The organism is Leptolyngbya sp. FACHB-321 (assembly GCF_014695975.1).
Classification (GTDB): Bacteria; Cyanobacteriota; Cyanobacteriia; order Leptolyngbyales; family Leptolyngbyaceae; genus Stenomitos.
The window spans coordinates 76,746-102,186 of sequence record NZ_JACJPI010000074.1; the positions used below are offsets into that span (position 1 = coordinate 76,746).

Genomic DNA, 25,441 nt, shown 5'->3' on the forward strand with positions numbered 1-25,441 from the left:
ATTATCCCTCCTCAAAAAAACGCCTGCGTGGTTTACGCAAGCGTTTCGTTCAGAGCAGCAATGATGTCTAATGAAATCAGTTTAGTTGTTAAGGAGAACCGTTTCTTTCTCCTTCATCACCAGTGGCGTTTCAATCAGTTTTTCGGTCGGCAACCCCTCGATCGGGCATTCCTTCACGCCCACCGTCGGACGAGTGATCGACTCGGAGATTTCCTTTGCCTTCGCTGGATCATTGATCCAGGTGTGGTAGAACTCAAATGGGCATTCCTTGACGCCTTCAGCGCCTTCACCCGAATTGATTTTGCCGGTGTAGCCACGATGCAAGAGCTTGAACAGATGGTTTTGCGATTGAGCGTTTTTGCGGAAGTCGCGGATCGCAAATTTAGATAGAGCGGCATACTGCACACCCATGTCTTCTTCGCCACATTCGCCCAAGGTTCGACCATCAAAGCTGACGATCGCCGAGTGCCCAAAGTAGCTGTAAACACCGTCGAAGCCAGCAGCATTAGCAACGGCAACGTAGACGTTATTCATCCACGCCATTGCCTTAGAAACCATCACCTGCTGTTCTTTCGCGGGATACATATAGCCCTGGCAGCGCACAATCAGTTCAGCACCACGCATCGCGCAGTCACGCCAGATTTCAGGATAGTTGCCATCGTCACAGATGATCAGGCTGATTTTCAAGCCTTTGGGACCTTCGGTAACGTAAGTGCAATCGCCAGGATACCAGCCCTCAATGGGTGTCCAGGGCATGATTTTGCGATACTTCTGAACGATTTCGCCCTGATCATTCATCAAAATCAGGGTGTTGTAGGGCACCTTGTTGGGATGGTCTTCGTGACGCTCGCCCGTCAGTGAAAAAACGCCCCAGGTTTTGTTGCGGATACACGCTTCGGCGAAAATTTCGGTTTCTGGCCCAGGGATGGAGACGGCAGTTTCCATCATTTCGCCAGCATCATACATAATGCCGTGGGTTGAGTATTCTGGGAAAACTACCAGATCCATGCCAGGAAGACCAAGCTTCATGCCGTCAATCATAGAGGCAATATTTTTGCAGTTTGCAAGCACCTCTTCCTTAGTATGCAGGCGCGGCATTTTGTAGTTGACTACCGCCACCCCTACAGCGTCGTCACTAGACGAAATATCACCGTGATAAGACATTCAAGCCTCCTAATAATCTTTGCTCGGCACAAATTCTTTGCTTCAGGACAGATCAAAGTACTGGCAATAGGGGCTAGTTTATAGACTTCGATCGTCCCACCCTGTAACGACGGTTACAATTTTTTCCTATAGTGCAACTGTAGGAGCAACGACTAAAGCTAATGCCCAATCATCCAGGGTCGTCCACCATTGTGCGCTTGTGCTTTCGGTCGCTCTGGCTCGCGATCGTTCGATCGTTGGACTAACTCTGGCTCTGAACGTGCCGTTTTTAAGCGCAACGAACCCGATAACAGTGCTGGCGCTGAAAAAAGCCGTCTGGTGGCACCTTCGCAGGTAGGGCAGCTAGCCGGATCGTTACATTCTGCGATCGATCGCCATTGATCAAACACGCCACAGTTATCACATTTGAACTCGTAGAGAGGCATTTTAGTTAGTAGTTATTGGTTGTTAGTTATTAGTTGTTAGCTGTTAGTAAACAGGGTTTTCGTAGGATGGGTTAGCAATAGCGTCACCCATGCTGCTCAAGGAGTTGATGCGTTACGGCTACCGTCTTTAGCGAAGCCATGCCGCAGGCTTTACACATCCTACGTTTAATTAGGGAGACCTACTTAGTTGTTAGTTGTTAGCTGTTAGTGCATCAAAAGATTGAGACTGAAGATAGGTTTTCAAACACCATCCGGTTTTCAATTCAAACTCTAAAAAACAACAACCAACAACTAACAACTTTTTTTACACAGGCAGAATGGGCTTGTCGAAGATCGCAGTTGGAATTGCCACCGTACAGCAGGCATTGGGAATGTCTACAATGCCGCTCACTCTGCCTTCCACGGGAGCGCAACTGAGCAAGAGATATGCCTGCTCACCCGTATAGCCAAATTTCTTCAGGTACTCGATCGCGTTCAAGCACGCCCGTCGATAGGCAATGTGTACATCCATGTAGTGCTGTTTACCTGTGAACTCATCGACCGAGATGCCTTCAAATACTAGGTATTCGGAGAAGCGAGGCTCTACCGGACCGGGTTTAAAGATGGGGTTGACCATGCCGTACTTCTCAACCCCACCTTTGATGATGTCTACATGGATGTCGATGAAGCCAGACATTTCGATCGCGCCGCAGAACGAAATTTCACCATCACCTTGCGAGAAGTGGATGTCGCCCATTGATAACTTTGCGCCTTCCACATACACCGGGAAGTAAATGCGGGTGCCCTTTGAGAGGTTTTTGATGTCGCAGTTGCCACCATGCTCACGCGGGGGTACAGTTCGTGCGCCTTCAGCCGCCACGCGATCGAACTCAGACTTTGGCAACTGACCAAGAATGGCGTTCTTAGGATTTGGCAGCGCTGCCAACACTGGTTTGTCGCCAGAAAGACCCGCGCCATAGGTTCGCAAATCGGGAGCCGTATCTACCAATTCTTTTTCGCGCTTGTTCCATGTTGCTAACAGTTCGTGAGACGGCGCACAGCCAATTAAGCCAGGGTGAATGATGCCCGCAAACTTCACGCCTGGAATGTGTCTGGAGGTGGTGTAGATGCCTTGAAAATCCCAAATCGCTTTCGCTGGGTCAGGATAATGATCGGTCAAAAAACCGCCACCGTTCTTCTTGTCAAAAATGCCTGTAAAGCCCCATTCATCGCCTTGAAGCGCACCAATATCAACTAAATCAACGACCAAAATATCGCCAGGTTCAGCACCGTTGACATGGATGGGTCCGCTCAAAACGTGAACGACGGTTAGATCTACATCGCGAATGTCATCCGGGCTGTCATCATTTTTGATCTGACCATCTGTCCAATCCTTGCACTCGATCCGAAAGACATCGCCAGGATTGACAGAGACAACGGCTGGAATATCTGGATGCCAGCGATTGTGACCAGGTAGCTCTTGCTGATCCATCGGCTTGGTCAAATCGACTTGGAATAATGTTTTTGGCATAGAACGCTCCTGCTCACCGAGTTGCTTTAACGAAAATTTTTACAGCAACCAACCCAAAGAAAGGCTTTGCGATCGCTCCTTTCAACTACTGCTTTGAACCGTTATGATGTCCAACGCAATAGCTAAAAAAGCCTACAAAGCTCTTGGGTTGAAAGCTGCAATAACGTGCTCCAACCGCTTCTGAATCAGTATTCAAAGGTTCAGACAACGTCTAGACTCTAGTGTCAAGCCTGCGTGCAATCTGTAGCTTTTGTCACATTTGTTGCGATCGTAATCATTCAAGGTGTGCCTGCTTTATTCATACCAATCAGCTTTGCAGCGGCATTGTTAAGCAAAAGGGTTATAGCTTATAGTTGTGACCTTTTAGTGGCGATCGTCCTACCCAAAGCTCTCATTAAATACGCAAGCAGAGGCGGGAAACAGCAGAAAAAACCTAGCGATGTGGTGTTGTATCCAGTGTCCTGATTGCTTAGACTGTTTAACATTAAAACATACGTTACGGATGCATGATGATGCGATGTAAAGCCCTTACTGATTGCTCTTCATCTAACAACAAACTATTTATTAAAGAAAAGCCCTGGTTGTTAAGGCTGAAAGGATTAACGCTGCTGACAATCACCTGTTGTACTATTGTTTGCAGTCACATCTCAACTGCCTCTGCACAAGCGATCTCACAAAACGGCACTACCAGACAGTTCAAAAATTTTGCTGATTGGTGCCTCAAAAAGTCTACGTTGCCTGCATCAACTAGGCAGACGATCGATGTACTGCTGAAGCGATCGCGTACACTCGATTGCTATCAGTCAAGCGAAATTCTTTCTGGTCTAACAACCCTTGACCTCAGTGATAGCAAGATTGTTGATCTCAGCCCTTTACAGGTATTAACGGCATTAAACGAGCTTTATTTAGGCAACAATCAAATTGTCGATCTAAAGCCTTTAAGCTCCCTGATTAATCTGACTCGGCTTTATCTGAGTTATAACCGTATTGCTGATCTAACTCCGCTCAAACCTTTACGTAAATTGAATGCTCTTTATCTAGGTAACAATCGTATAGTAAACATTAATTCACTACAGTTTTTAGAGGATTTAGATGGTCTTGATTTGGTTTCTAATCAAATTATTGATCTTAATCCTCTAAAACCGCTCTCAAAGTTAAATAGTTTAGATTTAAGCTTCAATCAAATTGCTGATATTAGCCCCCTACGATCGCTAACGGGTCTTACAGAGCTTTCACTTTCTGCCCAAAAGATTTCTGACCTTTCGCCACTCACATCATTAGTTGATTTAACCACGCTTGACCTTAGCGGCAATCAAATCGATGATGTTAGTGCTTTAAGAGCACTGACAAATCTCACCAATCTAGCTCTAGGTGGCAATCAAATCGCTGATGTTAGCGCGCTCGGTGCGCTGTCTAACCTTACAACACTGTATTTAGGTGGTAATCGCGTTACTAATCTCACTCCTCTTAAAGCACTCACTAACCTTAATGTGTTGTATTTGCAGAATAACCCCCTACCCAACCAAACTTGCCCTATTCAACCAGAGTCTATTTGTCGCTTTTAGAACAAGCATTGTTTATTTGATTTATTTGTCGCAACACAGTTTTTCTGATTCTGCTCCTCAACTTCTTAAGCCTTTTTTATGACGATCAACCCAGGCTGGCGTGGCAGTTTAAAGCTCGTCTATGGCAGTGTTAACCACACGACTCACGTTGCTTTCGCTCAGGCACAGGCACCCCTTAAAGTGCAACGATCGCTCTATCCAGAAGGTCAGTCCGTTTGCCATAGCATTATTTTGCATACGGCAGGCGGCATTGTGGGCGGCGATCGCCTTGCGCTTGATATTCAACTGCAACCGCAGGCAAACGCGCTCATTACCACGGCTTCGGCGGGCAAAATCTATCGCACTAGTGGGCTAGAAGCGAACCAAACAACCCATGTCAATGTAGCGACTGGAGCCTGCCTGGAATGGCTGCCCCAGGAAATGATCGTCTTTGACCAGGCGAGGTATCGGCAGGCAATGCGGATTGAACTCGCTCCTGGTGCGACCTGGCTGGGTTGGGAGATGACCCGCTTTGGACGCAGCGCCAGAAACGAGCAGTTTTTGCAGGGCGATTGGCGCTCGCAGACCGAAATCTGGCAGGAGGGTCGTCCCTTATGGATCGATCGTCAATGGCTTCCTGGCAGTGAAGTCTCGTTTTATGGTAATCATGGCTTGGCAGGTTGCCCGGTGGTTGGTAGTTTTGCCTTTGTGGGGCAGCCAGTGGATACAAAGTTGGTGGAGCAGGCGCGATTGCTCTGGGCAGGAGCGGGGGAAGGCGGTGTGACTCGCTTGCAGTCGGGTTTACTATGCCGTTACCGAGGACACTCAACGGCTGACGTTCGCCAGTGGTTTGTTGAAGTTTGGCGGCTAATCCGCTTATCATTCTTGGGTCGCTCTGGTTGCGTACCAAGAGTTTGGGGCGTGCTGTAAAGAAGAATCAATGGTGAGGATTGAACGATGCAACTAACGCCACAAGAAAAAGATAAATTATTGCTTTTTACGGCTGCCTTACTAGCAGAACGACGGAAAGATCGTGGAGTAAAGCTCAACTATCCTGAAGCGATCGCCTATATTTCAGCCGCTATTTTAGAAGGCGCACGCGATGGACGCACGGTCTCCGAATTGATGAGTTATGGCACCACGTTACTAACGCGCAGTGATGTGATGGAAGGCATACCCGAAATGATTCACGAAGTACAAGTTGAAGCAACTTTTCCAGATGGTACAAAACTAGTTACCGTTCATGATCCCATTCGTTGATCGCTCGCTAAAAATTGGCTTACGGAGTAACTATGATTCCAGGTGAATTGTTCGTTGAAGATGGTGAGATTGAGTTAAATGTCGGTCGTGAAACCGTGACACTAAGTGTGGCAAATACAGGCGATCGCCCTATCCAAGTTGGCTCTCACTTCCACTTTTACGAGGTTAATCAAGCGCTGAGGTTCGATCGCGATCAAGCGCGTGGAATGCGTTTGGATATTCCCGCCGGTACAGCGGTTCGTTTTGAACCAGGTGATGAAAAAGAAGTAACGCTGGTGACGCTTGCAGGCAGCCGCGAAGTGTATGGTTTCAACAACAAAGTTGATGGGTTCTTAGATGGTAGAAACGCTCAGGAAAAGACGAAAAAAGAAAAAGGCAAGAAGAAAAAATAATAACCGCGTGAGACGATTTTGATGACTCTGAGAAAGGTGGTAATTGGCAAATTTAGTATCGCTTTGATGAAGGCGATCGCGATTGGTCTACCCGTAATTATTCATTTGCCTGCTCTTGAAAAGAGTGTTGCAGAGCAGCCAAAATCACCGCCTTCTAAGCTTGCTCAATTGGCTTACTTTCAAGGAAACTGGGTTTGTCAAGTTCAGGATGTTGGCACAGCTGATTCTGAGTTAGCAGGAAAAATGGCTTGGAACGTCACCGCTCAGGCTGCCAAACGATCCTACAGAGTTCAAGGAACATATATTAGGAATCGAGAGCGTAACAAAAAGATTCTCATTCAAGGTTCAATGGCATACGATGTAGCATCTGATCGCTTTGTGCAAACAGTATTAGCGAATGATGGTAGTAAGCTAATCTTTAATTCTGTAGGATGGCAAAAAGAAGAATTCGTTTGGCAAGGAGCTCAAACAACACAGGAAGAGGATTACATTCTACGTCGAACGATTACAAGAAAGAGCGAACGGACATTTAAAGTTGCTTATGCTGCGTTAAATCCAATAAATTCTCAATGGTATTCAGTCACAAATCTTGTTTGCACTAAATAGCAATATATTCTTCTGCCACTGCCTGCTCTTGGACCAATGACTGCGATTGCTACCACCCAATTATTTCTTTACTAATTTAACTAACTATCATATACAGGAGCAAAGACCATGACAAACGCGAAAAATGTGCTTGGCGAAAAACTTGAGCTTTGCTGCACCGACCCAGTGACAGGTTTCTTTCGTAATGGCGTATGCGAAACCGGTCCTCAAGATCTCGGAACTCATGTCGTTTGCGCCCAGGTTACCGAAGAGTTTCTCGCCTTTACAAAAGCCAGGGGCAATAATTTGAGTACCCCTGTCCCGTCATACAATTTTCCTGGCTTGAAGCCTGGCAACAAATGGTGTTTGTGCGTTTCGCGCTGGAAAGAAGCGCTGGATGCGGGTGTTGCGCCCCCGATCATCCTTGAAGCGACGCATGAAGCTGCACTGAACGTCGTACCACTGGAAGTGCTGCAAGAACACGCTTTGAATCTTTAACTAAGTCTGCTTGCAGGGCATTGCCCTGCAAGACTTCTCTAAGAAATTCGCACCTTTAATCAGCAACGCTCAATAATTCAGCGTCTGTTATCCGCTCTTTGGTTAACCCGATCGCAAACGCGGCTTCCTTCAAAATAGGTGGTTTTTCGCTTCTTTCAGGTTGAGTCGTGGTCGCCGCACCAAAGAACAAGGTGCTGGAAATGGATTGAGCTAACAAGCGCCGATAGAGATCGCTCAAATGCACCGCTGCACCTGACCAGCTAAAGTTTTTCTGGACTCGAATGGGTGCCTGCTGTCTCAACTTTTTCGCCCACAGTTCATCAGTTAGCACACGCTCGATCGCCTGAGCAAACGCCTCTGTATCTTGTGGTGGCACGAGCAAACCTGTTTCATTGGGTACGACTGTGAATTTCAGACCGCCTACATCAGAAGCGACAACAGGTGTACCGCACGCCATGGCTTCGATCGCCACCAGTCCAAACGGTTCGTAGTGACTTGGGATAACGCAAACATCAGCGGCTGTGTAATAGAGCGGCAGTTGTGTATGTCCAATTTGTCCAGCAAAAACGGTTTGTTCTGCTAGCCCCATCGACTGCACCAGTTGATCAATCCGCTCTCGTTCCAACCCATCAGCGCCGTTTGGATCACTGCCACCCACAATCACCAAGCGCAGGTTCGTAGGCTTTACTGCCCTGTCGCCTGTTTCCTTATTGACGATGCCCTCATTCAACTGGGCACAGGCACGCACCAGCGTTTCAACTCCTTTGCGGGCATCAAAGCGCCCCACATAAAGAACGATCGCGTCATCTGCAGCAAAACCCAGCGTGGCTCTGGCTTCTGCCCTGGGTATGGTGTGGAAGTTGTCGATATCAGTGCCGCAAGGGATTACTTCAATGTAGCCCTGCTCTGAAACCATCTTGCGTAGTGCGTCCTGCTCTTGAGGACTGGTTGCCACAATGCAGTCTGCCTGTTCAAGAATCTGACGCTCGATCGCCAGACGAGTATCAGCAATGGCTGGGCGATCGGGCACGGTTTGATATTTCACCACACCCAGCGAGTGATAAGTATGGATGAGTTGAATGTTGCTGTGTTGCTTAAGCTGCAACCCGACCCATGCAGACATCCAATAATTTGTGTGTACCAGCGGATAGTGGCTGCCTTCCTTACTTTGAAAGGCTCGGAACGCCTCAACAAACTCTGGCATATAGGGGAACAGCGCATCGCGGGGAATAAACTGCTCCGGACCTGCCACCAACCGAATCGTACGGCAGTGGGGAGAGTGTTGCACGATCGCCGCGTCCTGGGGATTAACCTTGCGGGTAAACATATCCACCTGCCAGCCTAGTTTAGCTAGCGCTTCGCCGACCTGCCGCACGTATACATTCTGTCCACCCGCCGCGTCTTTACCGAGCTCTGCGGCTGGGTCACCATGCTCCGAGATCAGCGCGATCGCTTGCCGTGTCGGTACAGTCTTGCGAGGCGCAACATAAGGTTGGCTTGCCGCTGTAGGCAAAGAGATACCGGGTTTTGAGCTGTAGCTGACCATAACTTCTCCTCATAACCTCATAAAAAAGGTGGAGACTCGTGCCTCCACCCAATGACTAACTACGCTTGCTGGCAGCACTTACTGCATGGCGAGACTGCCCATTTTGGGCAAACCGTTCATTAGCAAGTTGCCGATAAACCGCTTCGTACCCATCGACCATACGCTTGACGCTGAAGTTGCTAACAACGTGTTCACGACAGACACGGCGATCGATCAGTGGGACTTGATCGAGTGCAGCCACACATTCATCAACGCTGTGACACAGGAAGCCAGTCTTACCATGCACGATCAGTTCTGCTGCCGAACCAAGGTTCATGGCAATGACGGGGGTGCCTGCTGCCATTGACTCCACCATCACTAAGCCAAAGGGTTCGCGCCAGGTAATGGGGAACAAGGTCGCAAACGCATTGCCAAGCAGCACGTTCTTCTGCTGGTGGTTTGCCTCGCCAAGATACTCAATTTGCTTACCGTCAATGTGCGGCTTTAAGGCAGTTTCGTAATACTCCACATCCACTGGATCAATTTTGCCTGCCAGCTTCAAGTGCCAGCCGGTGCGCTGAGCAATCTCGATCGCTAAGTGAGTACCTTTTTCTGGTGACAGCCGTCCCAAAAAGACTAGATAAGGTGGGTCGCTGGGCTGCGGATAAAAGTTGTAGCTATCGGTATCAATGCCGTTGTAGACAGTTGCTACGCAGTTAAGCCCTAGTCTTGGCTCACGTTGGGACTCCGAAATGCTGACAAACGGCTGTTGTTTCGCATGGGTAAACATCCGCTCGTTATCTGGGGTGAAAATACCGTGCAGCGTATGTACAGTGGGCGTTTTCACCAACTTGGCGTAGGACAACGCCGAACAGCCCATGTGGGAGTGAATGATATCAAATTCGTTAGCGCGATCGTAAACTGTGCTCAGTTGCAGCATTTCGTAAATGCCATACTCTCTCACGCTGTCATCCAAACGAAGGGCACGAGGATGTACTGCCTCTAACCTAGCAAGGGTCTGAGAATCACCAGAGGCAAACAGAGTTACTTCATGACCACGCCGCACTAACTCATCTGTTAAGAGTGCCGCAACCAGTTCGGTGCCGCCGTAAGTAGGAGGCGGTACGCGCTCCCAAAGAGGTGCAATTTGAGCAATCCGCATATGGAAAATCTCCTGAAAAGTGATTCTAAATGAGTGCTATGTCGCTCTCAGTCAGCGTTGTGAGCAAAGACGTTAAGGCACGCTAGATTCAGATGCAAAAGAGAACACATTGCTAAAGCTTTAGTCAAAAATCTAATGGAAACTTTACATTCTGTCTAGATGGACATCCGGGTTAAATAGGGTGGAGATTGCCGAACCTGCACCTACCATCGGATATGCATCGTTGTGTAGCATCCATGTTCGCAATAACACACGTGACTGCACTTTACCTGTCTTTCTAGCGGATGCAATCCCCCTTGAGGCTAGATGTCAAAACACAGCCCCTAGCTACTTGACTGCTTTGGACTAAGTTGATATGTTCCGCCACAGTTCGATCGTGCGCTCTAGTCTTTCTTAACAAAAAAATTGCTTTTCACAATGACCACTATGATGGGTCTACGCAACGTTGCGTTTTCCCTCTGTTGATGCTCGATGAAGGTTTTTTGGAGCCTGCCCTAAATGGTTAGAACGCTGCTTCTAGGAGTTGAGTCGATACTGGCAGGCAACGGTTGCTATCACAATGACTGCTTTCATACTCGAGTAACTAAAGGCAATTGCGCATGATCAAACTTTCGGAAAAGCTCCTTGCAGCCGTTGACTGGCACACCCTCGCGCTAAACCTTAGTCCCAAATGCGGAGACTGCTACGCCACCCACAAAGGCTCCTTAAAAGTGAGTGCCTTTGAGATTAAATGCTATAAAGCCTCTGATGGTTTGGCAGCACTGGATGTAGAAGATATCGAGCGGTTTTTTCGGGGTTGTCCCAACTGTGATGCACCAAGCGATTGCCGCCATTGCAATCAAGTCGCAAACGCTGCTGAGGGTCAAAGAACCGCCATTAAGCTTGAATCAGAAGTCTAAGCTTAAAAAGGATGGAGCTTCAGTCCTGGACACAGTTTTTAGGCTGAGGGGAGAGATACGACCGACTGCCAAAACGGCTTAAACGCTTTAGTCATGGTATAGCTTTAGCCAAGGTTGATTGTGTGAAGTGAATTGAGACAGCATGACTATTAATGTGGTGACGGGTGCAGCAGGCTTTGTGGGGTCTCATCTGGTCGATGCTTTGCTTGATCGGGGTGATCGTGTCATTGGGATTGATCACTTTAACGACTACTACGATCCCCTGCTGAAGCGTAAAAACATTGCTCACTTAGCCCAGCACCCGTCCTTTCAACTGATTGAAGCTGAGATGCAGCAGTTGGACTGGTCTACACTCTTGTCCGATGTGGATGTGGTCTATCATCAAGCCGCCCAAGCCGGAGTCCGCGACAGTTGGGGCAGCGGCTTTCGCAGCTATACGGAACGAAATATTAATGCGACTCAGGTACTACTAGAAGCAGCAAAAAACGCAAACTTAAAACGCCTCGTTTTTGCCTCGTCGTCATCTGTGTACGGTGATGCGGAAACATTGCCGACTCACGAGCTGATTTGCCCTCAACCCGTCTCACCCTACGGGATTACAAAGCTCGCAGCCGAACGTCTGTGCTTGCTCTACCATCGCAATTTTAGTGTACCCACCGTAGGCTTGCGCTACTTTACGGTCTATGGTCCACGACAGCGCCCTGATATGGCATTCCATAAGTTTTTTAAGGCGTTTTTGACCAGGCAGCCGATCGCAGTCTACGGCGACGGGCAGCAAACGCGCGATTTTACCTTTGTGAGTGATGCGGTAGCGGCAAACCTGGCGGCGGCGACGGCGACAGGGGCGATCGGTGAAGTCTTTAACATTGGTGGCGGCAGCCGTGTAGCGCTGACAGAAATCTTGGCGACGATTGAGACAATTGTCGGTGAACCACTCCAACGAGAAATAATGGCACCTGCTACAGGCGACGCCCGACATACGGCTGCGGATGTCTCGAAAGCCCGCAGAATCTTGGGTTATGACCCGCAGGTGGCGCTTCCAGAAGGGTTAGCGAAAGAATGGGCGTGGATGAAATCTCTATATGTTAAGCAAAACGGAAACTAAAGAGCTTCCCAATAAGTAGGGATTAAAGGAATTCTGACCTGAGCCAAACTTTAACAACGTTTGACCAAGCGTGTTGAGTCCGACCGATGTCATGAGGAGCAAGGCAAGGAGAAGCTGAGCAACCATCAATTATCTAATGACGACAAACACGTAAGACACCAGAATAAGGCAAAGTAGCAGTGTTCCGCGACGTTACGCTACGCCGTCAGCTCAATTTCGTTACAATCCTTAGGAGTCCTGGTCAGAAAGTGTTCTCCTAAATGTGTCGATTGCTGGGTTACTTAGGCTTACCGGTTACGCTCGATCGCCTGCTCTATAAGCCGGAGCATTCTCTTATTTCTCAGAGCTATCAACCCCGCGAAATGACTTCTGGCTTGCTGAATGCAGATGGTTTTGGCACTGGTTGGTATCATCCGCAACGAGAGTCAGATCCATTCACCTACAAAAATACGGTGCCGATTTGGAGTGATAGCAATCTACCGAGCCTCAGTCGATATATTGAGTCGGGCTGCGTGCTTGCCGCTGTGCGTAGTGCGACTGCTGGACAGTCAGTTGATTTAAGCAATTGTCAGCCGTTTCAGCAGCGTCTCATCTTAGGCATTCATAATGGCTTCATCGAGAACTTTCGGCAGACCCTCTATCGACCGATTCGCGAGCGCCTTAGTGATGCTACCTATCAGTCGATCGATGGTAATACCGATTCAGAGCACATTTTCGCTTTGTTGATTAATGTGCTGGAAGCGAATCCGACTATGGCGTTGGCAGACGCTTTTCACAAAACCTTGACCATATTATCCGACCTGGGACAGCAGTATCAAACCGAATTTTCTGCCAATTTAGTGATTAGTGACGGACGCCAACTGGTAGCATCGCGTTTTGCAAATCATTCCCCGACACCATCGCTCTACTGGTTACGCGACGACCCACTTTTTCCTGATGCTGTGCTGATTGCCTCTGAACCGCTTTTTGCTGGCAACTGGACTGCTTTCCCAGAACGTAGCATTCTTACTGTGACTCATGACCTCGATATCCAAAGCCGATCAATCTGATGTTGTCACCAATAATGTTTTAGCTGATCCTGTTTTAGCCGCTGACGATCGCGCTAAGGAGCGATCGCACGCCTCCAACTCACTACAAAACCGCCGACAGCAAATAAAGCAGCAGATGGAAGCCTGTCGTCTTGCTACGTTGGCGCTGTTTCAAACTGTCGACTACAATACTTTTTGCCAGCAAGCACACCCAGACTTTAGCCCGATCGGCTGGCACCTGGGGCATATCGCTTATACAGAAGCCCTTTGGCTACTGGAGCACCTTGCTGGGCTGCCGCCCCAATACCCGCAGTACCGTCGGCTCTTTGCTGCGGATACCTTACCGAAAGCAGAGCGCGTTTATCTGCCCGACCTTGCCGAAGTGCAGACGTATCTAAGTGCCGTTCGCAAGGCTACTTTTGCCTATTTAGAAACAGCACCACTGGATGAGCAAGAACGGCTCTGGCGTTGGTTGCTGCAACATGAAAGCCAGCATGGAGAGACGATCGCGATTGTGCTGGCGCTTATAAAAAGGCAGAAGGCAGAAGGCAAAAGACAAAAGGTAGAAGAGAGCGGTCAGCCCTCAGCTCTTCGCCCTCAGCTCTTAGCCATTAGCCGTCAAGGCACAACTCAAAACTCAGAACTTAAAACTGTTCCCTCTACGTCCCTACCTCTTTCGCTCCCCACTCCCCACTCCCGCTCGGCTGAGCGCTCACGTCGAAGCCCACTCCCCACTCCCCAAATCCATATCCCCGCAGGCTCCTTTGAGTGTGGCAATGAATCCCTTGAGGCGCTAGATAATGAACGTCCGGTGCATCGGGTGTATGTGGAAACTTATTGGATCGATCGCGCTCCTGTCACCTGTAAGCAGTACCAGGCATTTATGTCAGCCGGTGGTTATCAAGAGCCGCGCTGGTGGTCGGACGAAGGCTGGGCGTGGCTACAGTCGGCTCAGGTCATACAGCCGCTTTACTGGTCTGATGCTCCTGATCGTGCTAACCATCCGGTCTGCGGTGTGAGCTGGTATGAAGCCGATGCCTATGCTCGCTTTGTGGGCAAGCGTCTGCCCACCGAAGCGGAATGGGAAAAAGCAGCAAGCTGGAACCCGATCGTCAAGCAACGACAAACCTACCCCTGGGGTGAAGCCGTACCTAGTGAGCACGACTGCAACTGCAATCATGCGGTTGGACAAACTACACCTGTCGGTGCGTATCCTGCTGGCACGAGTCCCTTCGGCTGCGAGGATCTGCTAGGCAATGTGTGGGAGTGGACAAACTCCTGGTTCGATCGCTACACAGGTTTTGAAGCCTATCCTTATCGCGGCTACTCTGAGGCATATTTTGATGGGCAACATCGAATATTGAAAGGCGGCAGTTGGGCAACGCAACCGTCATCCCTGCGCTGTGCGTTTCGTAACTGGTACCATCCTCACGTCCGCGAGATTTTCGCTGGCTTTCGTTGTGTGTCTGATGTGGGATAGCGAAAAGCTCGCTTCTGCCTGAAAAAAGCGGTTTGAAGCTAAAAACCTTGCAACTTTGATCTTTTAGCCTTCAGCTTTTAGCCTTCATCCTCTAGCCTTTGCCCCCAATTTGCTCGATCTCTTGGATCACTCGCTTTTTGCTAGCAAGGAGATGGTCTTGAAGGGCTGCGACAGCAGCAGTTGGGTTGCGATCGCTCACTGCTTGATAGAGGGAGCGATGTTCGCTACGAATTTCTAGCACGTGCGGATTGTGCTGCATCGTCCGCAGCCGCAGCAGCATCATTTTGTCAAACACCTGATCGAGCAAGGAAACCAGCCAGGGATTGTCGGCACTTTCGGCTAAAAGCCGATGAAATTGATAATCCATGTGCAGCAGTTGATAATTGGTCAACTGATGAGTCGGTTGCTCTATGGCTTTCTCTGCCTGCTGAATCGCCAGGTCAAGTTGCTCAAGCTGAGCGGGTGTGGCATGGCGACATGCCTCTGCAACTGAAACTTGCTCTAGCGCCATGCGGCAATCGTAAAGATGTGCGGCATCCGTCACTGAGAGCATAGCAACCCGTAGCGCCCCATGCGGATCGGTCGTAACGAGGTTCTCTCGCTGTAGCTGACGAATTGCTTCACGAATAGGAGTACGGCTCACTTCTAGGCTGGCTGCCAATTGAGTTTCGACCAAGCGATCGCCTGCCGACAGTTCTCCTGACAAAATTGCTGTACGCAGCGTTTGATACGTTTGTTCGTGAAGTGATTGAGCGCGTTGGAGCGGACGAGTAGAAAGAGGCAAAACGGGTGGGAACGCCAAAGTGAATACTCCTAGAGTGTCGGAGAACTATGCAAGATAAGCAAGCGCCTTGGCTGCGATCGACATCTAAGCTTTGTAGCGTAACGTACACCAAACAACGGCTCATCTCACTATGGTATACGGTGTATAGCAATCTGCGTACTGCATACAGGCTATAGCGTTTCAGTTTTTTGTTTCAGGTTCTTGCTTCAAGTAAGGCTGCAAGTCATAGCTTGTGCAGGCAGTCTAAAGCGCAGTCTCAATCTTTCAAACTAGCTTCGTCGTGTCTATGCTCTGCCCATGTTCTTAACATAGGGCGATGTTTGCTGCACTCTGAAAGATGCCATTGGCTAGGGGTACAGCGAACGGTCACGAGCGACCAGTTTGCTTACTTGTGTGAGGAGTCATGTATAAAGCAGCGATCGTGCAAAGTTTCTTCTTAACAGCACCCTTTCTAACATGGAGCGTGGTTGCCCAACCGTTACTGGCTGTAGCAACTGAGATTCAACCATCGGTTCCAACACTAACCACTGCTAGACAGCCAGCGATCTCTACGTCAGACAGGATCGTAACGGAGCCTGTACAGGTGGTGGCAGCGCCCTCAGTGGCAGAGCAGGTTAGCCCTGCCACTGAGCTAACCACGTTAGAACAGATTGATGTAGAGGCTCAGTCTGACGAAACTGATGTTGATCAAACGACATCGGTTTCACAGTTAAGCGATGTCCAGCCGACCGATTGGGCGTTTCAATCGCTGCAATCCTTGGTAGAACGCTATGGCTGTATTGCTGGTTATCCCGATCAAACCTATCGCGGTCAGCGTGCCCTTACCCGCTATGAATTCGCGGCTGGTTTAAATGCCTGTCTCGATCGTGTGAATGAGTTGATTGCCGCTGGTACGGCCACCCTGGTCAAGCAAGAGGATCTCACTGCTCTGCAAAAACTGCAAGAAGAGTTTGCAGCAGAATTAGCGACCGTGCGAGGACGAGTGACGGCACTGGAAGCCCGCACTACCACCCTCGCAGCGCAGCAATTCTCAACCACAACAAAGCTCAATGGGCTGGTGTGGTTTAACATGACGGGGGCGTTCGTGGATGGTTCTGTGACGGCTGAACGTCGTTTTTCAGAGAATGCTTTTGCCGCGCCGCGCCGCAATCCGATTACATTGGCACCGTCTACATTTGAACGGCAACAGCCAGAAGTGACGGCGAGTTACTACACCTTTCTCACGCTCACGACCTCGTTTACGGGCAAAGATTCTCTCATCACCCAGTTAGCAGCAGGAAATGGCAACTCGCCTGCCAATCAACTTGTTTCGGCAGGCTTTTTCAACTCGTGGGGCACACCCTTTCTCGATCAAACGGGTACTTTAAGCCAAGGCTCGGTCGTCATCCGCGAACTGTCCTACGCCTTTCCCATCGGTCAGAGCGTGCGGCTTGTTGTTGGTCCCCGCATTAACTTTTATCGCTACTTTGACTCGAATCGCTTTACGTTCTTTCTTACCGGAGCGACCAGCTACAACTCAAACGGCAGTACGCTTTCTAATGCAGTCGATCGTGGGTCTGGTGCTGTTGCTATCTGGACGATTAACCCACAGTTGCGCTTTACAGCTGGGTATCTGGCTGAAAACACAGAATTTGTCAATTCGTCTGGTGGCTTTAACACCTCTAGCAACCCAGCCGATGGGTTGTTTAACAGCTCCAATACCATCACGGGTGAACTCACCTTTTCACCAAGCAAGCGTTTTAACATACGGCTGCTCTACACTCGTTCCAAGCTCAAGGCTTACAACGGCTTTATTGGTGGCACGGTGGGAGAACCACTGCCCTATGGCTATGCCGATGATGGCTTTGGTGGGCAGCTAAACGATGCGGATGCCGATGCCGTGGTACTGAATTTTGACTGGCTTATTACCCAGGGCTTTGGTATTTTTGGGCGCTACTCGTACGGCAGCACGCAGATCGATCCGGTCAATGCGGCGCGATCGGGTGGCAGTGTCGATGTGCAGTCGATCCAATTTGGCGTGGGTTTACCTGATTTAGGTAAAAAAGGAGCGTTGGGTGTCCTTTCTTTTTTGGTGCCCCACGACTATTTAAGTGGGCGGCGCTTTTTACTGTCGGGTGCTGGTGATGGCGTTACACAGTATGAGTTGGAAGCCTCCTACTATTACCCGTTGACGAACAATATTGCGATCGTGCCTGCCTTTTATGCCATCTGGAACCCAAATAATTTCAGTAGCAATCCTACCGTCTTTGTCGGTAATGTTCGCGCTCAGTTCAGTTTTTAGCAATCAGCGTTTTTAGCAATCAGCAGTTTGTAGCACCCTACACACCCATTGGTTGCCAGAGTCATTATTGTATACCGCATACAAAAACTTGTGTGCAACATAGGATCCTTAGCGATCCAGGCGCTCGGCATTTGGCTTTAAGCAACGTTTTGCAAGCTTAGGAGGCGATCGTAAAGATGGCACAGCGAGAAGAGACCCGCACCTTGCAGGAGCTTGAATTACCTGAGGCTCAAGGTTTTCCAGAGCTATCGGCAACAGGCTCAGAACTGATCTATGGACTGTACGACAAACCGCCCGTGGTTGAGTCATTCTTTGTCGCTGTGCAGCACGTTTTAGCAGCGTTTGTTGGTATTGTGACGCCACCGCTCATTATCTGTACCAGTCTTGGGCTGGATGCTGCTAACACAAGTTTCATTATCAGTATGTCGCTGCTTGCCTCTGGCATCTGCACTTTTATTCAATGCAAAACTTTTGGTCCTGTAGGGTCGGGTTTACTCAGCTTGCAGGGCACTAGCTTTGCTTTCCTGGGTGCCATCCTGGGCGTAGCGGGCACTGCGATTCAGGCTGGAAGGACGCCCGAGCAGGCACTATCGCTGATTTTCGGCGTTTGCTTTTTTGGTGCTTTCGCAAATGTAATGTTGAGTCGCTTTTTGCATCTGCTTAGTAAAATCGTGACGCCGATCGTGTCAGGAACGCTGGTGATGTTAATTGGACTTAGTCTCCTCAAAACCGGCATTACCAGTATGGGAGGCGGTACAGCAGCATTAAAGGCGAATACATTTGCCAATGCTCAGAATATGGCACTGGGCTTTGGGGTCTTTTTGATCGTGATTGTTTTGACGCTGGCTAAGAATCAATATATTCGGATGGGCGCGATCGCCATTGGCTTGTTCGCTGGCTATGTCGTCTCTGCTTTTATGGGCATGGTTGATTTCAGTCTTTTTAGCAAACTTCCACTTGTTAGTTTGCCGATTCCGTTTCGCTACGGCATGAGTTTTGAGTTCAGCGCCCTGATTCCCTTTCTCATTCTCTATCCCCTTACTGCGATTGAATCTGTGGGTGACATGACTGCTACTTCTATGGTTTCTAAAGAACCGATCGCTGGTCCTGTTTACGTCCGCCGGATTAAAGCTGGAGTGCTGGCGGATGGTCTGAACTCTTCGTTAGCGGCATTGCTTAATACCTTTCCCATCACCACATTTAGCCAAAATACAGGTGTCATCCAAATGACGGGTGTGGGCAGCCGCTATGTTGGCTTGTTTGTTGCTGGCATTCTGGCGCTGTTAGGCTTGTTGCCCATTGTTAGCGGCGCGTTTCAATCTATTCCTCAACCTGTTCTAGGCGGTGCGACCACGGTTATGTTCGGTTCGATCGCGGTTGCTGGAGTCAAGATTGTTGCCTCTGAAAAATTAGATCGCCGTGCAACGATCATCATTGCTGTTTCATTAGCGCTGGGCTTAGGTGTGGTCTTCGTACCAGAGCTCTTTAATAACCAGCCTGCCATTATCAAAAATATGTTTGCCTCTGCAACTTCGACGGGTGGTTTAACTGCCATTTTGCTCAGTTGGTTGTTACCCCAACCTTCACAGGCTGATGTGGCAGTACCAGAAAGTGTAGAGGTTACAGATGGCTAGAAGGTGTTGTAGACACTTAGCTATCAACATGGGACGCTATGCTTAAGGTTGTTACCCGTAGCTTTAGCGCCTTTGTGCTGTCGTTTGACCGCAGGTTGGCAAACCCTTGCGTTTCGATCATGCACGCTAGCAAGCTTTGTTTCCGTCGCCGCAGTTTTAACTGCCAGACATTCAGGCAACCTCTAAACGTCTATGCCTCACGACTTCTCCTTTCTGCCACTGGCACATCTGGCTGCTCCACAGCCGACTAGTACTGAATTTTCACCCCTTTTGAAGGTGGTTATTTCGTTCACTCACCCTGTTCTGATGCTGGGTGCCCTCATCGCTACCTTTTACGCCCTCTACTTAGGTCTTTTGGCTAGGCAGACACGCAGTGCTGATGCCGAAATCCGCAAGCAAATGATGAAGCAGAAATACAGTCAGCGGCACTTTCAGCTTGGTGCGCTTTTGCTAGCCGTCTGGGTCATTGGCACGGTGGCAGGTATGGGTGCAACCTATCTCTTATACGGCAAGCTGTTTCTTAGCCCACATCTGCTGATTGGGTTAAGTACAATTTGTTTTGCAGCCTTGTCAGCAACCCTTGTGCCACTAATGCAGCAGGGCAAAGAGTGGGCAAGATTGGTGCACATAACGTTCACAACATTGGTACTGGGCTGTTTTCTAGCGCAGACAGTGACCGGATTGCAAATTGTGCAAAAAATGATTGGCGAGATGCTAAAGACTGCCTAACGTGTTGCACTTAAGCGCTTAGACGTATGGCTGAATTAAGACGAGAGCTGCTCAAGCTTGTTGTCCTGCTGTGCATCAGGTCAGTTGTGTTTCCCAACCCAAATTGTGCGGCAGCTTGTGACCGACGGCAATGCCCCCTGGGATCGCTTCTCTCAGGCTTACAGCAAGTGGTAAGTTCTTGCACCGCTGAGTGGGGGCGCAAAAGCATACACAGGGGAACCTTGCAACTCCTACCGCAACTACATTTTCCCTGCTGACGGTAGCATCGCTTCAGACTAAAAAAATTCTTTTGCTACACAATTTTACAGGCGAAGGTGGGCACATTAACAACAGATTTTCTATCTTGTTGTTAATGTTGTATGACAATCCAACAACCCGCTTTAACGGCTCTTGCGAAACAGGGAGACTTAAACGCGATCGCTGCTCTGATGAATCGAGCCTTGCAGCCGCAGGGGATTGGGGTCAAAATTGCTCACCAAAAGGGACATCTGCGCGTGCTGTTAGAAGGGCAAACGGTTCCCGGTGAAACCGTCCTTGTGCCATACATCCGCAAAGGAATTTTGACATTGCAGATCCCAGGCTTACACACATTGAGTGTCTTGGGGCAATTGCAGGGAGCTGATACACCTGCTTGGAGTAAAACGTTTGCGCTTACCGCACCACCCACCACATTAAAGCCAACGCCTGATACAGAGGTTGCACCAGCGCAATACAACAGTCAGCAACCAGTAGACTATGCAGAATCTAAAGTAGAAGCCAAGCTAGAAGATCACTCAATCGTGAAGCCAGAGCTTGATGCAAGCGTTGATTTAGAAATGGCTTCAGTCGCTAACCCAACGGCGATCGCTACCCACATTAATCAAGCACTGGGAACAGAAACGCTGACCTTCGAGGCAACGCTGGACGATCGCACCCTCAAACTCATTGCCAAAACCAACCAAATTTTAGAAGGTGATACCTTTGCTAAGGCGGTGCAAAATCTACTGCTACCGCTCAGCTTAGCGGGCATTGATACCGTTTATTTGTATAAGCAAAAAACAAACGGCAAGAACCCCTACAAAATCAAAGAATTTACGCTTCATCAAGAGTCTGCAACAACAGAAGTTGCAGAAACCGAGACTAAGTCCCAGCCAGCAACACAGCCTTCTGCGGCTTACTCTCAGCTCAACCCTTCTCAGCCCATCCTTTCTCGCTCTACCGATTCGCAGACAAAGCTAAAGCCCCAAGCCTCCAGTCAAGCCTCACAACGGTCTAAATTTGTGATGCTTGGGCTAGTAGCGTTGTTTGTTGTGGTGCTCATTGGGGGTATTAAGCTTCTAGCCAAACCGCCTGCCGCTACAGAAATCTGTCAGGATGCAACGGGGGCACCGGGTTACTGCCAGCTTGCGGTGCAAATGGTCGGCGAACAAACCCTGCATGACCTGAAAACTGCTGCTACGCCCTTTACCCCTGAAATGGAAGCGAAAGGGTTGAGCTTTTGTGAAAACACCTCGGACTTACAAATACAAGAGACACAGCGGACCCCGAGTCAGCGAAGCACTCGCTACAGTGCCTCTATTAGACCAGAGCTAGTCTTCCCAGGTGTCATGCTTGTGGAGACGCAGCTAAAAGCGTCTCCACAAGCGAATACGCCACTGTTTCGGACAGCCTGCCTATTCACAGGCAATGAAAATCAGGTAGAACTGATCACAAAAGTTGTCTTACCAAACGGCTGGCCACAAGAGCCGTATCAAGGGAAGCAAGAATGGGAGCCAATGCAGCGATCGCTGAAGGTCTACCAGATCCTCATCATGTTAGGCAGCGGCACACTGTTTACAGCGATCGGGTTGTTTGCCTCTGCCGCCTTCAATTTGGGTTTCCAGATTTACACAATACGGGGACTGTTCCGAACAGCATCCATTCTAGGGACTCTCGATACGCTGTTGATTGTGATGACAGGCGCAAAGCTAAATCTTTTTGGTGGGATACCTTTGACCTGTCTAGCGCTGGGGTTAACTCAAATATGGGTCAAAGATCTTCGAGTTGACTGGACCTCTGGTTATCGCACGGTAGCTTTCGGAGTCTCTTTGATGATCTTGATTCGGTTCATCCTGAATTGGCTGTTGCTAGGTTTCATTTTCTCAGTGCTTTAGCCTTTTGAGATGTGCAGCTTCTTCAGTTTTAGTTATCAACCTGGTAACAACTACTTGATAACGGCTAGCGGCTATCTGCATTTTCTTCTCTAGCTCTAGTGTCCTTCCCAGCGAGTCAGCGGCACGCAGTCAATATCCAGCTGATCCAAGGCACGGGCAATAACGAAATCAACTAAATCTTCGATCGTCTGCGGCTTGTGATACCAGGCAGGAATGGCAGGTACAATGCGTGCTCCAGCTTCTGCCAGAGTCGTCAAATTGCGGAGATGGATCAAGCTGAAGGGAGTTTCACGCGGTACGATGACGAGCTTGCGACCTTCCTTAAGCTGGACATCGGCGGCGCGTTCGAGTAGGTCAGAGCTAAGTCCGCCTGCCAGTTTAGCAACGGTACTCATGCTGCACGGCAGGATGAGCATACCCAGCGTCCGAAAGGAACCGCTAGCGATCGTCGCTCCCACATCGCTCCAGGGATGGCAGGTGAGTTTGCCCGCGTGATCGACCCCTGCCTGCTGCCGCCAAAACTGTTCTTGCTGCATCGGTTCTGGTGGCATCCGTGTCTCTTGTTCTGCTTGCCAGACCATGTAGACTGCTTTAGACGCAACTAGCTCGATCGTATAGTCCGCTTCTAGAAGAAACTTCAAAGCACGGACGGCATAAATTAGTCCAGAGGCACCAGTGATGCCCAGGATGAGGGGACGAGCGGAGAGCGTTGAGAAAGACAAGGGTTTAGAAGTTTTAGGGAAAGGTGAGGCGGCGAGGAAGCAGAGGAGGCAGTTTCAAGTTTCAAGTTTCAAGTTTTGCATTGACGGCTGACCGCTGATAACTGACCGCTCTTTTCCACTGACCGTTTGCCTTCTGCCCCTCCTCTCTCCCTTTCCATTACTCATCATCAAACTCTGGTTCTGCGTCTAATACCTGTACTGGTTCTGCAACAATTTCGTCATCCGTTGCCTCGCTGCCACCGCCGACTGCAATGAGGTCGATTTGCTGGCGGTAGTAGTCTACGCTCTTCACCTGAACTTCTATGCGATCGCCCAGACGATACTGCTTACGGTTTTTGCGCCCGACTAGCGTTTGTTGGCGCGATCGATACTCGTACCAGTCGTCTTTAAGCGAGCTGACATGTACTAAGCCTTCGACGAGCAACTCTTCGATCTCAACAAACAGCCCGTAGGACTGCACACCCGTAATCAACCCGTGAAAAATTTCGCCGGTGCGTTCTCGCATCAGTTCAGCTTTCTTCAGTCCTTCCAGGTCTTGCTCGGCTTCTTGAGCGACTTTTTCGCGTTCGCTCAGGTGGATAACTTGAGCCGCAAAGTAGGTTTCTAACTCTTGCTGAATTTCGGGTGGCAGCACGTTCCAGCTAATGTTGCCGTGCGATGAACTGTGCCGCAAATTGACAGTTTCTTTAGAGCGACTGGATTTGCGATCGCGCCCTTCATCAAACAGCGCATGGAGAGACCGTTGCACCAATAGATCGGGATAACGGCGCACTGGCGATGTGAAATGAGTGTAGCCATGCTCTAGCGCCAGCCCAAAGTGCGGTCGGGGGGTTGTGCTGTAAAACGCAGGCTTCAGCGTTTCGAGCAGCAGATAGGTCATGACTCGCTCGGCATCAGATTCGGCAAACTTCTGGGTAAAGTGCTGATAATCCTCTGGGCGTACGAGATCTTCTTGTTCCAGGTGCAGCTCAATACCCATGCTGATGGATAGCTTGATGAGTTCTTGCACATCGTCTGGGTCAGGAGTGGGATGCACCCGGTAGAGACTTGGCACACTCAACGCTTGTAGATGACTGGCAACAAGCTGGTTTGCCAGCAGCATGAATTCGGCGATCGTGGCGTAGGTTGGCACTGAAGGAGAGACGACCATCGCGCCCAGCACACCTTCGTCGTCATAGTGAAACTTCGGCATGAAGACGAGCTTGCTGGTATCTTGAGCCTCGCTGCTGCTGGTCAGGCTGCTCGAACTGGGCTTTTCGGGCAGGTTCAGTTCAAACGCGCCTCGCTTGTGGCGTTGCTCTTTTAGCGCATGGCTCAGTGCCGAGAGTTGGTCTAATAACGCAAACACTGGCTCAAGCGGCTGAATGTCTAGATTCGACGGCTGATCGCTGGCGGTCGATCGCTCTAGAATTGCTTGTGCCTGCTGATAGCTCAATTGATGGTCAACGTTGATCACCGTTGGCTGAATTTCGTACTCAATGACATTTCCTTCGTTGTCCAATGTCACCAGGACGGACACAGCGAGCCGATCTTCGCCCGCCTGAAACGCGCAGAGAGAATGGGCGATCGCATCTGGCAGCATGGGAATAACCAGATCGCCTAAATAGACAGAAGTGCCGCGTTTGCGAGCTTCGCGATCGATCGGCGAGTCAGGTTCAACATAGTGTGAGACATCCGCAATGTGGACACCCAAGCGCCAGTGCCCTGTGTCGGTTTGTTCCAGCGTCAGCGCATCATCCAGGCTATCGGTATTTGCCTGACTGCTATCGGCTTTGATCGTCACTGTGGTCAGTCCGCGCAAATCAACCCGTCCTTTCAGGTCTGTTTTGCTCAGTTTGGTGGGAATTTCTGCTGCTGCTGCTTCTACTGCATCGGTAAAGGTGCGGGAGAGATAATGCTTGCAGCACACAATATCAATGTCGGCAGCATCGGTATCAGTTCCAAGAATCTTCGCGACGGTGCCGAGCGGCGGTTGTTGTCCAAGCGGGTAACGCAGCAGCTTGACGTGCGCCAGGTGGTCGATCGCCTCACCCAGATTGGCACCGTTTTGCGCTTCATCGTCCTGCTGTAGATGCACTTCAAACAACAGGCGATCGTCTAATGGTACGGCTCGAAACCCATCTTCGGCTTGCTTCACTCGTGCCAGCACAGACGGATTAGACCGCTCTACGATCAGACGCACTTCACCTTCGGGGCTGCGGCGGCGACTACCTTCTTTTGTGACCCGCACCAGCACGCGATCGCCATTCCAGGCATTACTAAGCTGGCTTTCGCGGATGTAGATATCTTCTGCACCTTCGATATCTTGGATGGCAAAGCAAAAGCCTTTACTGGAGCAACGCAGCTTTCCTTCCACAACGCCTTCTTCTGTCACCCGCTTGTACCGCCCCCGATCTTTGGTCAGAATGCCGATTTTTTCGAGCGCATCTAGCGCAATCTGGAGTCTTTGCAGGTCATCATCGTCTCGGCAATCCAGCTTTTTTTCTAAAACTTTGGGAGCGACCAGCTTGTCATCGGTGAAGTTTGACAGCAGTGCAGCGATCGAAAATTCCATGAAGCGATAGATCCTTGTACTTAATTCT

22 protein-coding genes are annotated in these 25,441 nt (G+C 49.6%); 14 read left to right on the forward strand and 8 right to left on the reverse strand.

Annotation, left to right across the window (positions count from 1 at the left end):
• Positions 1-81: 81 nt before the first annotated feature.
• The 3 genes from H6F76_RS21400 to fmdA all read right to left on the reverse strand — a co-directional run bounded on the left by H6F76_RS21400 (position 82) and on the right by fmdA (position 3,099).
• Positions 82-1,164, reverse strand: a complete 1,083-nt coding sequence (locus tag H6F76_RS21400) for an aliphatic amidase (RefSeq protein WP_190448941.1) — start codon at positions 1,162-1,164, stop codon at positions 82-84.
• A gap of 158 nt (positions 1,165-1,322) precedes the next feature.
• Positions 1,323-1,589 (reverse strand): zinc ribbon domain-containing protein, encoded by a 267-nt coding sequence (locus H6F76_RS21405; protein WP_190448940.1) that lies wholly within the window; start codon positions 1,587-1,589, stop codon positions 1,323-1,325.
• Positions 1,590-1,893: 304 nt separating this feature from the next.
• On the reverse strand, positions 1,894-3,099 hold the full coding sequence (gene fmdA, locus H6F76_RS21410; protein WP_190511348.1) for a formamidase: 1,206 nt from the start codon (positions 3,097-3,099) through the stop codon (positions 1,894-1,896).
• A 734-nt stretch (positions 3,100-3,833) separates the two neighbouring features.
• Here fmdA and H6F76_RS21415 point away from each other — a divergent pair.
• From H6F76_RS21415 to H6F76_RS21440, 6 genes are all read left to right on the forward strand, one after another.
• Positions 3,834-4,664 carry a leucine-rich repeat domain-containing protein gene (locus H6F76_RS21415; RefSeq protein ID WP_190511350.1) on the forward strand — a complete coding sequence of 277 codons (831 nt, stop codon included), beginning with the start codon at positions 3,834-3,836 and terminating at the stop codon, positions 4,662-4,664.
• Positions 4,665-4,742: 78 nt separating this feature from the next.
• The gene (locus tag H6F76_RS21420) at positions 4,743-5,573 is read left to right on the forward strand and encodes an urease accessory protein UreD (protein ID WP_190511352.1); all 831 of its coding nucleotides are present in this window, start codon (positions 4,743-4,745) and stop codon (positions 5,571-5,573) included.
• A 27-nt stretch (positions 5,574-5,600) separates the two neighbouring features.
• Positions 5,601-5,903 carry an urease subunit gamma gene (ureA, locus tag H6F76_RS21425; protein ID WP_190448936.1) on the forward strand — a complete coding sequence of 101 codons (303 nt, stop codon included), beginning with the start codon at positions 5,601-5,603 and terminating at the stop codon, positions 5,901-5,903.
• 32 nt (positions 5,904-5,935) lie between these two features.
• Positions 5,936-6,295: an urease subunit beta gene (locus H6F76_RS21430; RefSeq protein ID WP_190511354.1), complete on the forward strand. Its 360-nt coding sequence runs from the start codon at positions 5,936-5,938 to the stop codon at positions 6,293-6,295.
• Positions 6,296-6,316: 21 nt separating this feature from the next.
• The gene (locus tag H6F76_RS21435; RefSeq protein WP_190511356.1) at positions 6,317-6,901 is read left to right on the forward strand and encodes a hypothetical protein; all 585 of its coding nucleotides are present in this window, start codon (positions 6,317-6,319) and stop codon (positions 6,899-6,901) included.
• Positions 6,902-7,009: 108 nt separating this feature from the next.
• The gene (locus H6F76_RS21440; RefSeq protein WP_190511358.1) at positions 7,010-7,378 is read left to right on the forward strand and encodes a DUF2237 domain-containing protein; all 369 of its coding nucleotides are present in this window, start codon (positions 7,010-7,012) and stop codon (positions 7,376-7,378) included.
• A gap of 55 nt (positions 7,379-7,433) precedes the next feature.
• On the opposite strand, the gene H6F76_RS21445 is transcribed toward H6F76_RS21440, so the two are convergent.
• Together H6F76_RS21445 and H6F76_RS21450 are read right to left on the reverse strand one after the other, a co-directional pair.
• Positions 7,434-8,924: a glycosyltransferase family 1 protein gene (locus tag H6F76_RS21445; RefSeq protein ID WP_190511360.1), complete on the reverse strand. Its 1,491-nt coding sequence runs from the start codon at positions 8,922-8,924 to the stop codon at positions 7,434-7,436.
• A 55-nt stretch (positions 8,925-8,979) separates the two neighbouring features.
• Positions 8,980-10,065: a glycosyltransferase family 4 protein gene (locus tag H6F76_RS21450; protein WP_190511368.1), complete on the reverse strand. Its 1,086-nt coding sequence runs from the start codon at positions 10,063-10,065 to the stop codon at positions 8,980-8,982.
• Positions 10,066-10,664: 599 nt separating this feature from the next.
• Here H6F76_RS21450 and H6F76_RS21455 point away from each other — a divergent pair.
• The 4 genes from H6F76_RS21455 to H6F76_RS21470 all read left to right on the forward strand — a co-directional run bounded on the left by H6F76_RS21455 (position 10,665) and on the right by H6F76_RS21470 (position 14,577).
• A complete protein-coding gene (locus tag H6F76_RS21455; RefSeq protein ID WP_190511370.1) occupies positions 10,665-10,964 on the forward strand; it encodes a hypothetical protein in 300 nt (99 codons plus the stop codon).
• 142 nt (positions 10,965-11,106) lie between these two features.
• Positions 11,107-12,069: an NAD-dependent epimerase/dehydratase family protein gene (locus H6F76_RS21460; RefSeq protein ID WP_190511373.1), complete on the forward strand. Its 963-nt coding sequence runs from the start codon at positions 11,107-11,109 to the stop codon at positions 12,067-12,069.
• Between the two features lie 260 nt (positions 12,070-12,329).
• Positions 12,330-13,118: an ergothioneine biosynthesis protein EgtC gene (gene egtC / locus H6F76_RS21465; protein ID WP_190511375.1), complete on the forward strand. Its 789-nt coding sequence runs from the start codon at positions 12,330-12,332 to the stop codon at positions 13,116-13,118.
• A 115-nt stretch (positions 13,119-13,233) separates the two neighbouring features.
• Positions 13,234-14,577 carry an SUMF1/EgtB/PvdO family nonheme iron enzyme gene (locus H6F76_RS21470; RefSeq protein WP_190511528.1) on the forward strand — a complete coding sequence of 448 codons (1,344 nt, stop codon included), beginning with the start codon at positions 13,234-13,236 and terminating at the stop codon, positions 14,575-14,577.
• A gap of 91 nt (positions 14,578-14,668) precedes the next feature.
• On the opposite strand, the gene H6F76_RS21475 is transcribed toward H6F76_RS21470, so the two are convergent.
• A complete protein-coding gene (locus tag H6F76_RS21475; RefSeq protein WP_242036786.1) occupies positions 14,669-15,379 on the reverse strand; it encodes a GntR family transcriptional regulator in 711 nt (236 codons plus the stop codon).
• Positions 15,380-15,764: 385 nt separating this feature from the next.
• On the opposite strand from H6F76_RS21475, the gene H6F76_RS21480 reads away from it, so the two are divergent.
• From H6F76_RS21480 to H6F76_RS21495, 4 genes are all read left to right on the forward strand, one after another.
• Positions 15,765-17,642: an iron uptake porin gene (locus tag H6F76_RS21480; RefSeq protein ID WP_190511377.1), complete on the forward strand. Its 1,878-nt coding sequence runs from the start codon at positions 15,765-15,767 to the stop codon at positions 17,640-17,642.
• A gap of 176 nt (positions 17,643-17,818) precedes the next feature.
• On the forward strand, positions 17,819-19,276 hold the full coding sequence (locus tag H6F76_RS21485; protein WP_190511379.1) for a nucleobase:cation symporter-2 family protein: 1,458 nt from the start codon (positions 17,819-17,821) through the stop codon (positions 19,274-19,276).
• Positions 19,277-19,468: 192 nt separating this feature from the next.
• Positions 19,469-20,005, forward strand: a complete 537-nt coding sequence (locus H6F76_RS21490; RefSeq protein ID WP_190448925.1) for a DUF4079 domain-containing protein — start codon at positions 19,469-19,471, stop codon at positions 20,003-20,005.
• A gap of 359 nt (positions 20,006-20,364) precedes the next feature.
• Entirely contained in the window at positions 20,365-22,137 is a 1,773-nt protein-coding gene (locus H6F76_RS21495) for a hypothetical protein (protein WP_190511381.1), read from the forward strand.
• 95 nt (positions 22,138-22,232) lie between these two features.
• Here H6F76_RS21495 and H6F76_RS21500 read toward each other — a convergent pair whose 3' ends face one another.
• Together H6F76_RS21500 and H6F76_RS21505 are read right to left on the reverse strand one after the other, a co-directional pair.
• On the reverse strand, positions 22,233-22,859 hold the full coding sequence (locus H6F76_RS21500; protein WP_190511382.1) for a flavin prenyltransferase UbiX: 627 nt from the start codon (positions 22,857-22,859) through the stop codon (positions 22,233-22,235).
• A gap of 157 nt (positions 22,860-23,016) precedes the next feature.
• The gene (locus H6F76_RS21505) at positions 23,017-25,413 is read right to left on the reverse strand and encodes a ribonuclease R family protein (protein ID WP_190511383.1); all 2,397 of its coding nucleotides are present in this window, start codon (positions 25,411-25,413) and stop codon (positions 23,017-23,019) included.
• Positions 25,414-25,441 lie beyond the last annotated feature (28 nt).

What these genes read in the sequence shown, in the direction of transcription:
- H6F76_RS21455 (WP_190511370.1), top strand. Translation starts at nt 10,665, where the DNA reads ATGATCAAACTTTCGGAAAAGCTCCTTGCAGCCGTTGACTGGCACACC.
- fmdA (WP_190511348.1), bottom strand. Translation starts at nt 3,099, where the DNA reads ATGCCAAAAACATTATTCCAAGTCGATTTGACCAAGCCGATGGATCAG.
- H6F76_RS21460 (WP_190511373.1), top strand. Translation starts at nt 11,107, where the DNA reads ATGACTATTAATGTGGTGACGGGTGCAGCAGGCTTTGTGGGGTCTCAT.
- H6F76_RS21480 (WP_190511377.1), top strand. Translation starts at nt 15,765, where the DNA reads ATGTATAAAGCAGCGATCGTGCAAAGTTTCTTCTTAACAGCACCCTTT.
- H6F76_RS21485 (WP_190511379.1), top strand. Translation starts at nt 17,819, where the DNA reads ATGGCACAGCGAGAAGAGACCCGCACCTTGCAGGAGCTTGAATTACCT.
- H6F76_RS21470 (WP_190511528.1), top strand. Translation starts at nt 13,234, where the DNA reads ATGGAAGCCTGTCGTCTTGCTACGTTGGCGCTGTTTCAAACTGTCGAC.
- H6F76_RS21400 (WP_190448941.1), bottom strand. Translation starts at nt 1,164, where the DNA reads ATGTCTTATCACGGTGATATTTCGTCTAGTGACGACGCTGTAGGGGTG.
- H6F76_RS21405 (WP_190448940.1), bottom strand. Translation starts at nt 1,589, where the DNA reads ATGCCTCTCTACGAGTTCAAATGTGATAACTGTGGCGTGTTTGATCAA.
- egtC (WP_190511375.1), top strand. Translation starts at nt 12,330, where the DNA reads ATGTGTCGATTGCTGGGTTACTTAGGCTTACCGGTTACGCTCGATCGC.
- H6F76_RS21495 (WP_190511381.1), top strand. Translation starts at nt 20,365, where the DNA reads ATGACAATCCAACAACCCGCTTTAACGGCTCTTGCGAAACAGGGAGAC.
- H6F76_RS21430 (WP_190511354.1), top strand. Translation starts at nt 5,936, where the DNA reads ATGATTCCAGGTGAATTGTTCGTTGAAGATGGTGAGATTGAGTTAAAT.
- H6F76_RS21505 (WP_190511383.1), bottom strand. Translation starts at nt 25,413, where the DNA reads ATGGAATTTTCGATCGCTGCACTGCTGTCAAACTTCACCGATGACAAG.
- H6F76_RS21445 (WP_190511360.1), bottom strand. Translation starts at nt 8,924, where the DNA reads ATGGTCAGCTACAGCTCAAAACCCGGTATCTCTTTGCCTACAGCGGCA.
- H6F76_RS21440 (WP_190511358.1), top strand. Translation starts at nt 7,010, where the DNA reads ATGACAAACGCGAAAAATGTGCTTGGCGAAAAACTTGAGCTTTGCTGC.
- H6F76_RS21435 (WP_190511356.1), top strand. Translation starts at nt 6,317, where the DNA reads ATGACTCTGAGAAAGGTGGTAATTGGCAAATTTAGTATCGCTTTGATG.
- H6F76_RS21420 (WP_190511352.1), top strand. Translation starts at nt 4,743, where the DNA reads ATGACGATCAACCCAGGCTGGCGTGGCAGTTTAAAGCTCGTCTATGGC.
- H6F76_RS21490 (WP_190448925.1), top strand. Translation starts at nt 19,469, where the DNA reads ATGCCTCACGACTTCTCCTTTCTGCCACTGGCACATCTGGCTGCTCCA.
- H6F76_RS21450 (WP_190511368.1), bottom strand. Translation starts at nt 10,065, where the DNA reads ATGCGGATTGCTCAAATTGCACCTCTTTGGGAGCGCGTACCGCCTCCT.
- ureA (WP_190448936.1), top strand. Translation starts at nt 5,601, where the DNA reads ATGCAACTAACGCCACAAGAAAAAGATAAATTATTGCTTTTTACGGCT.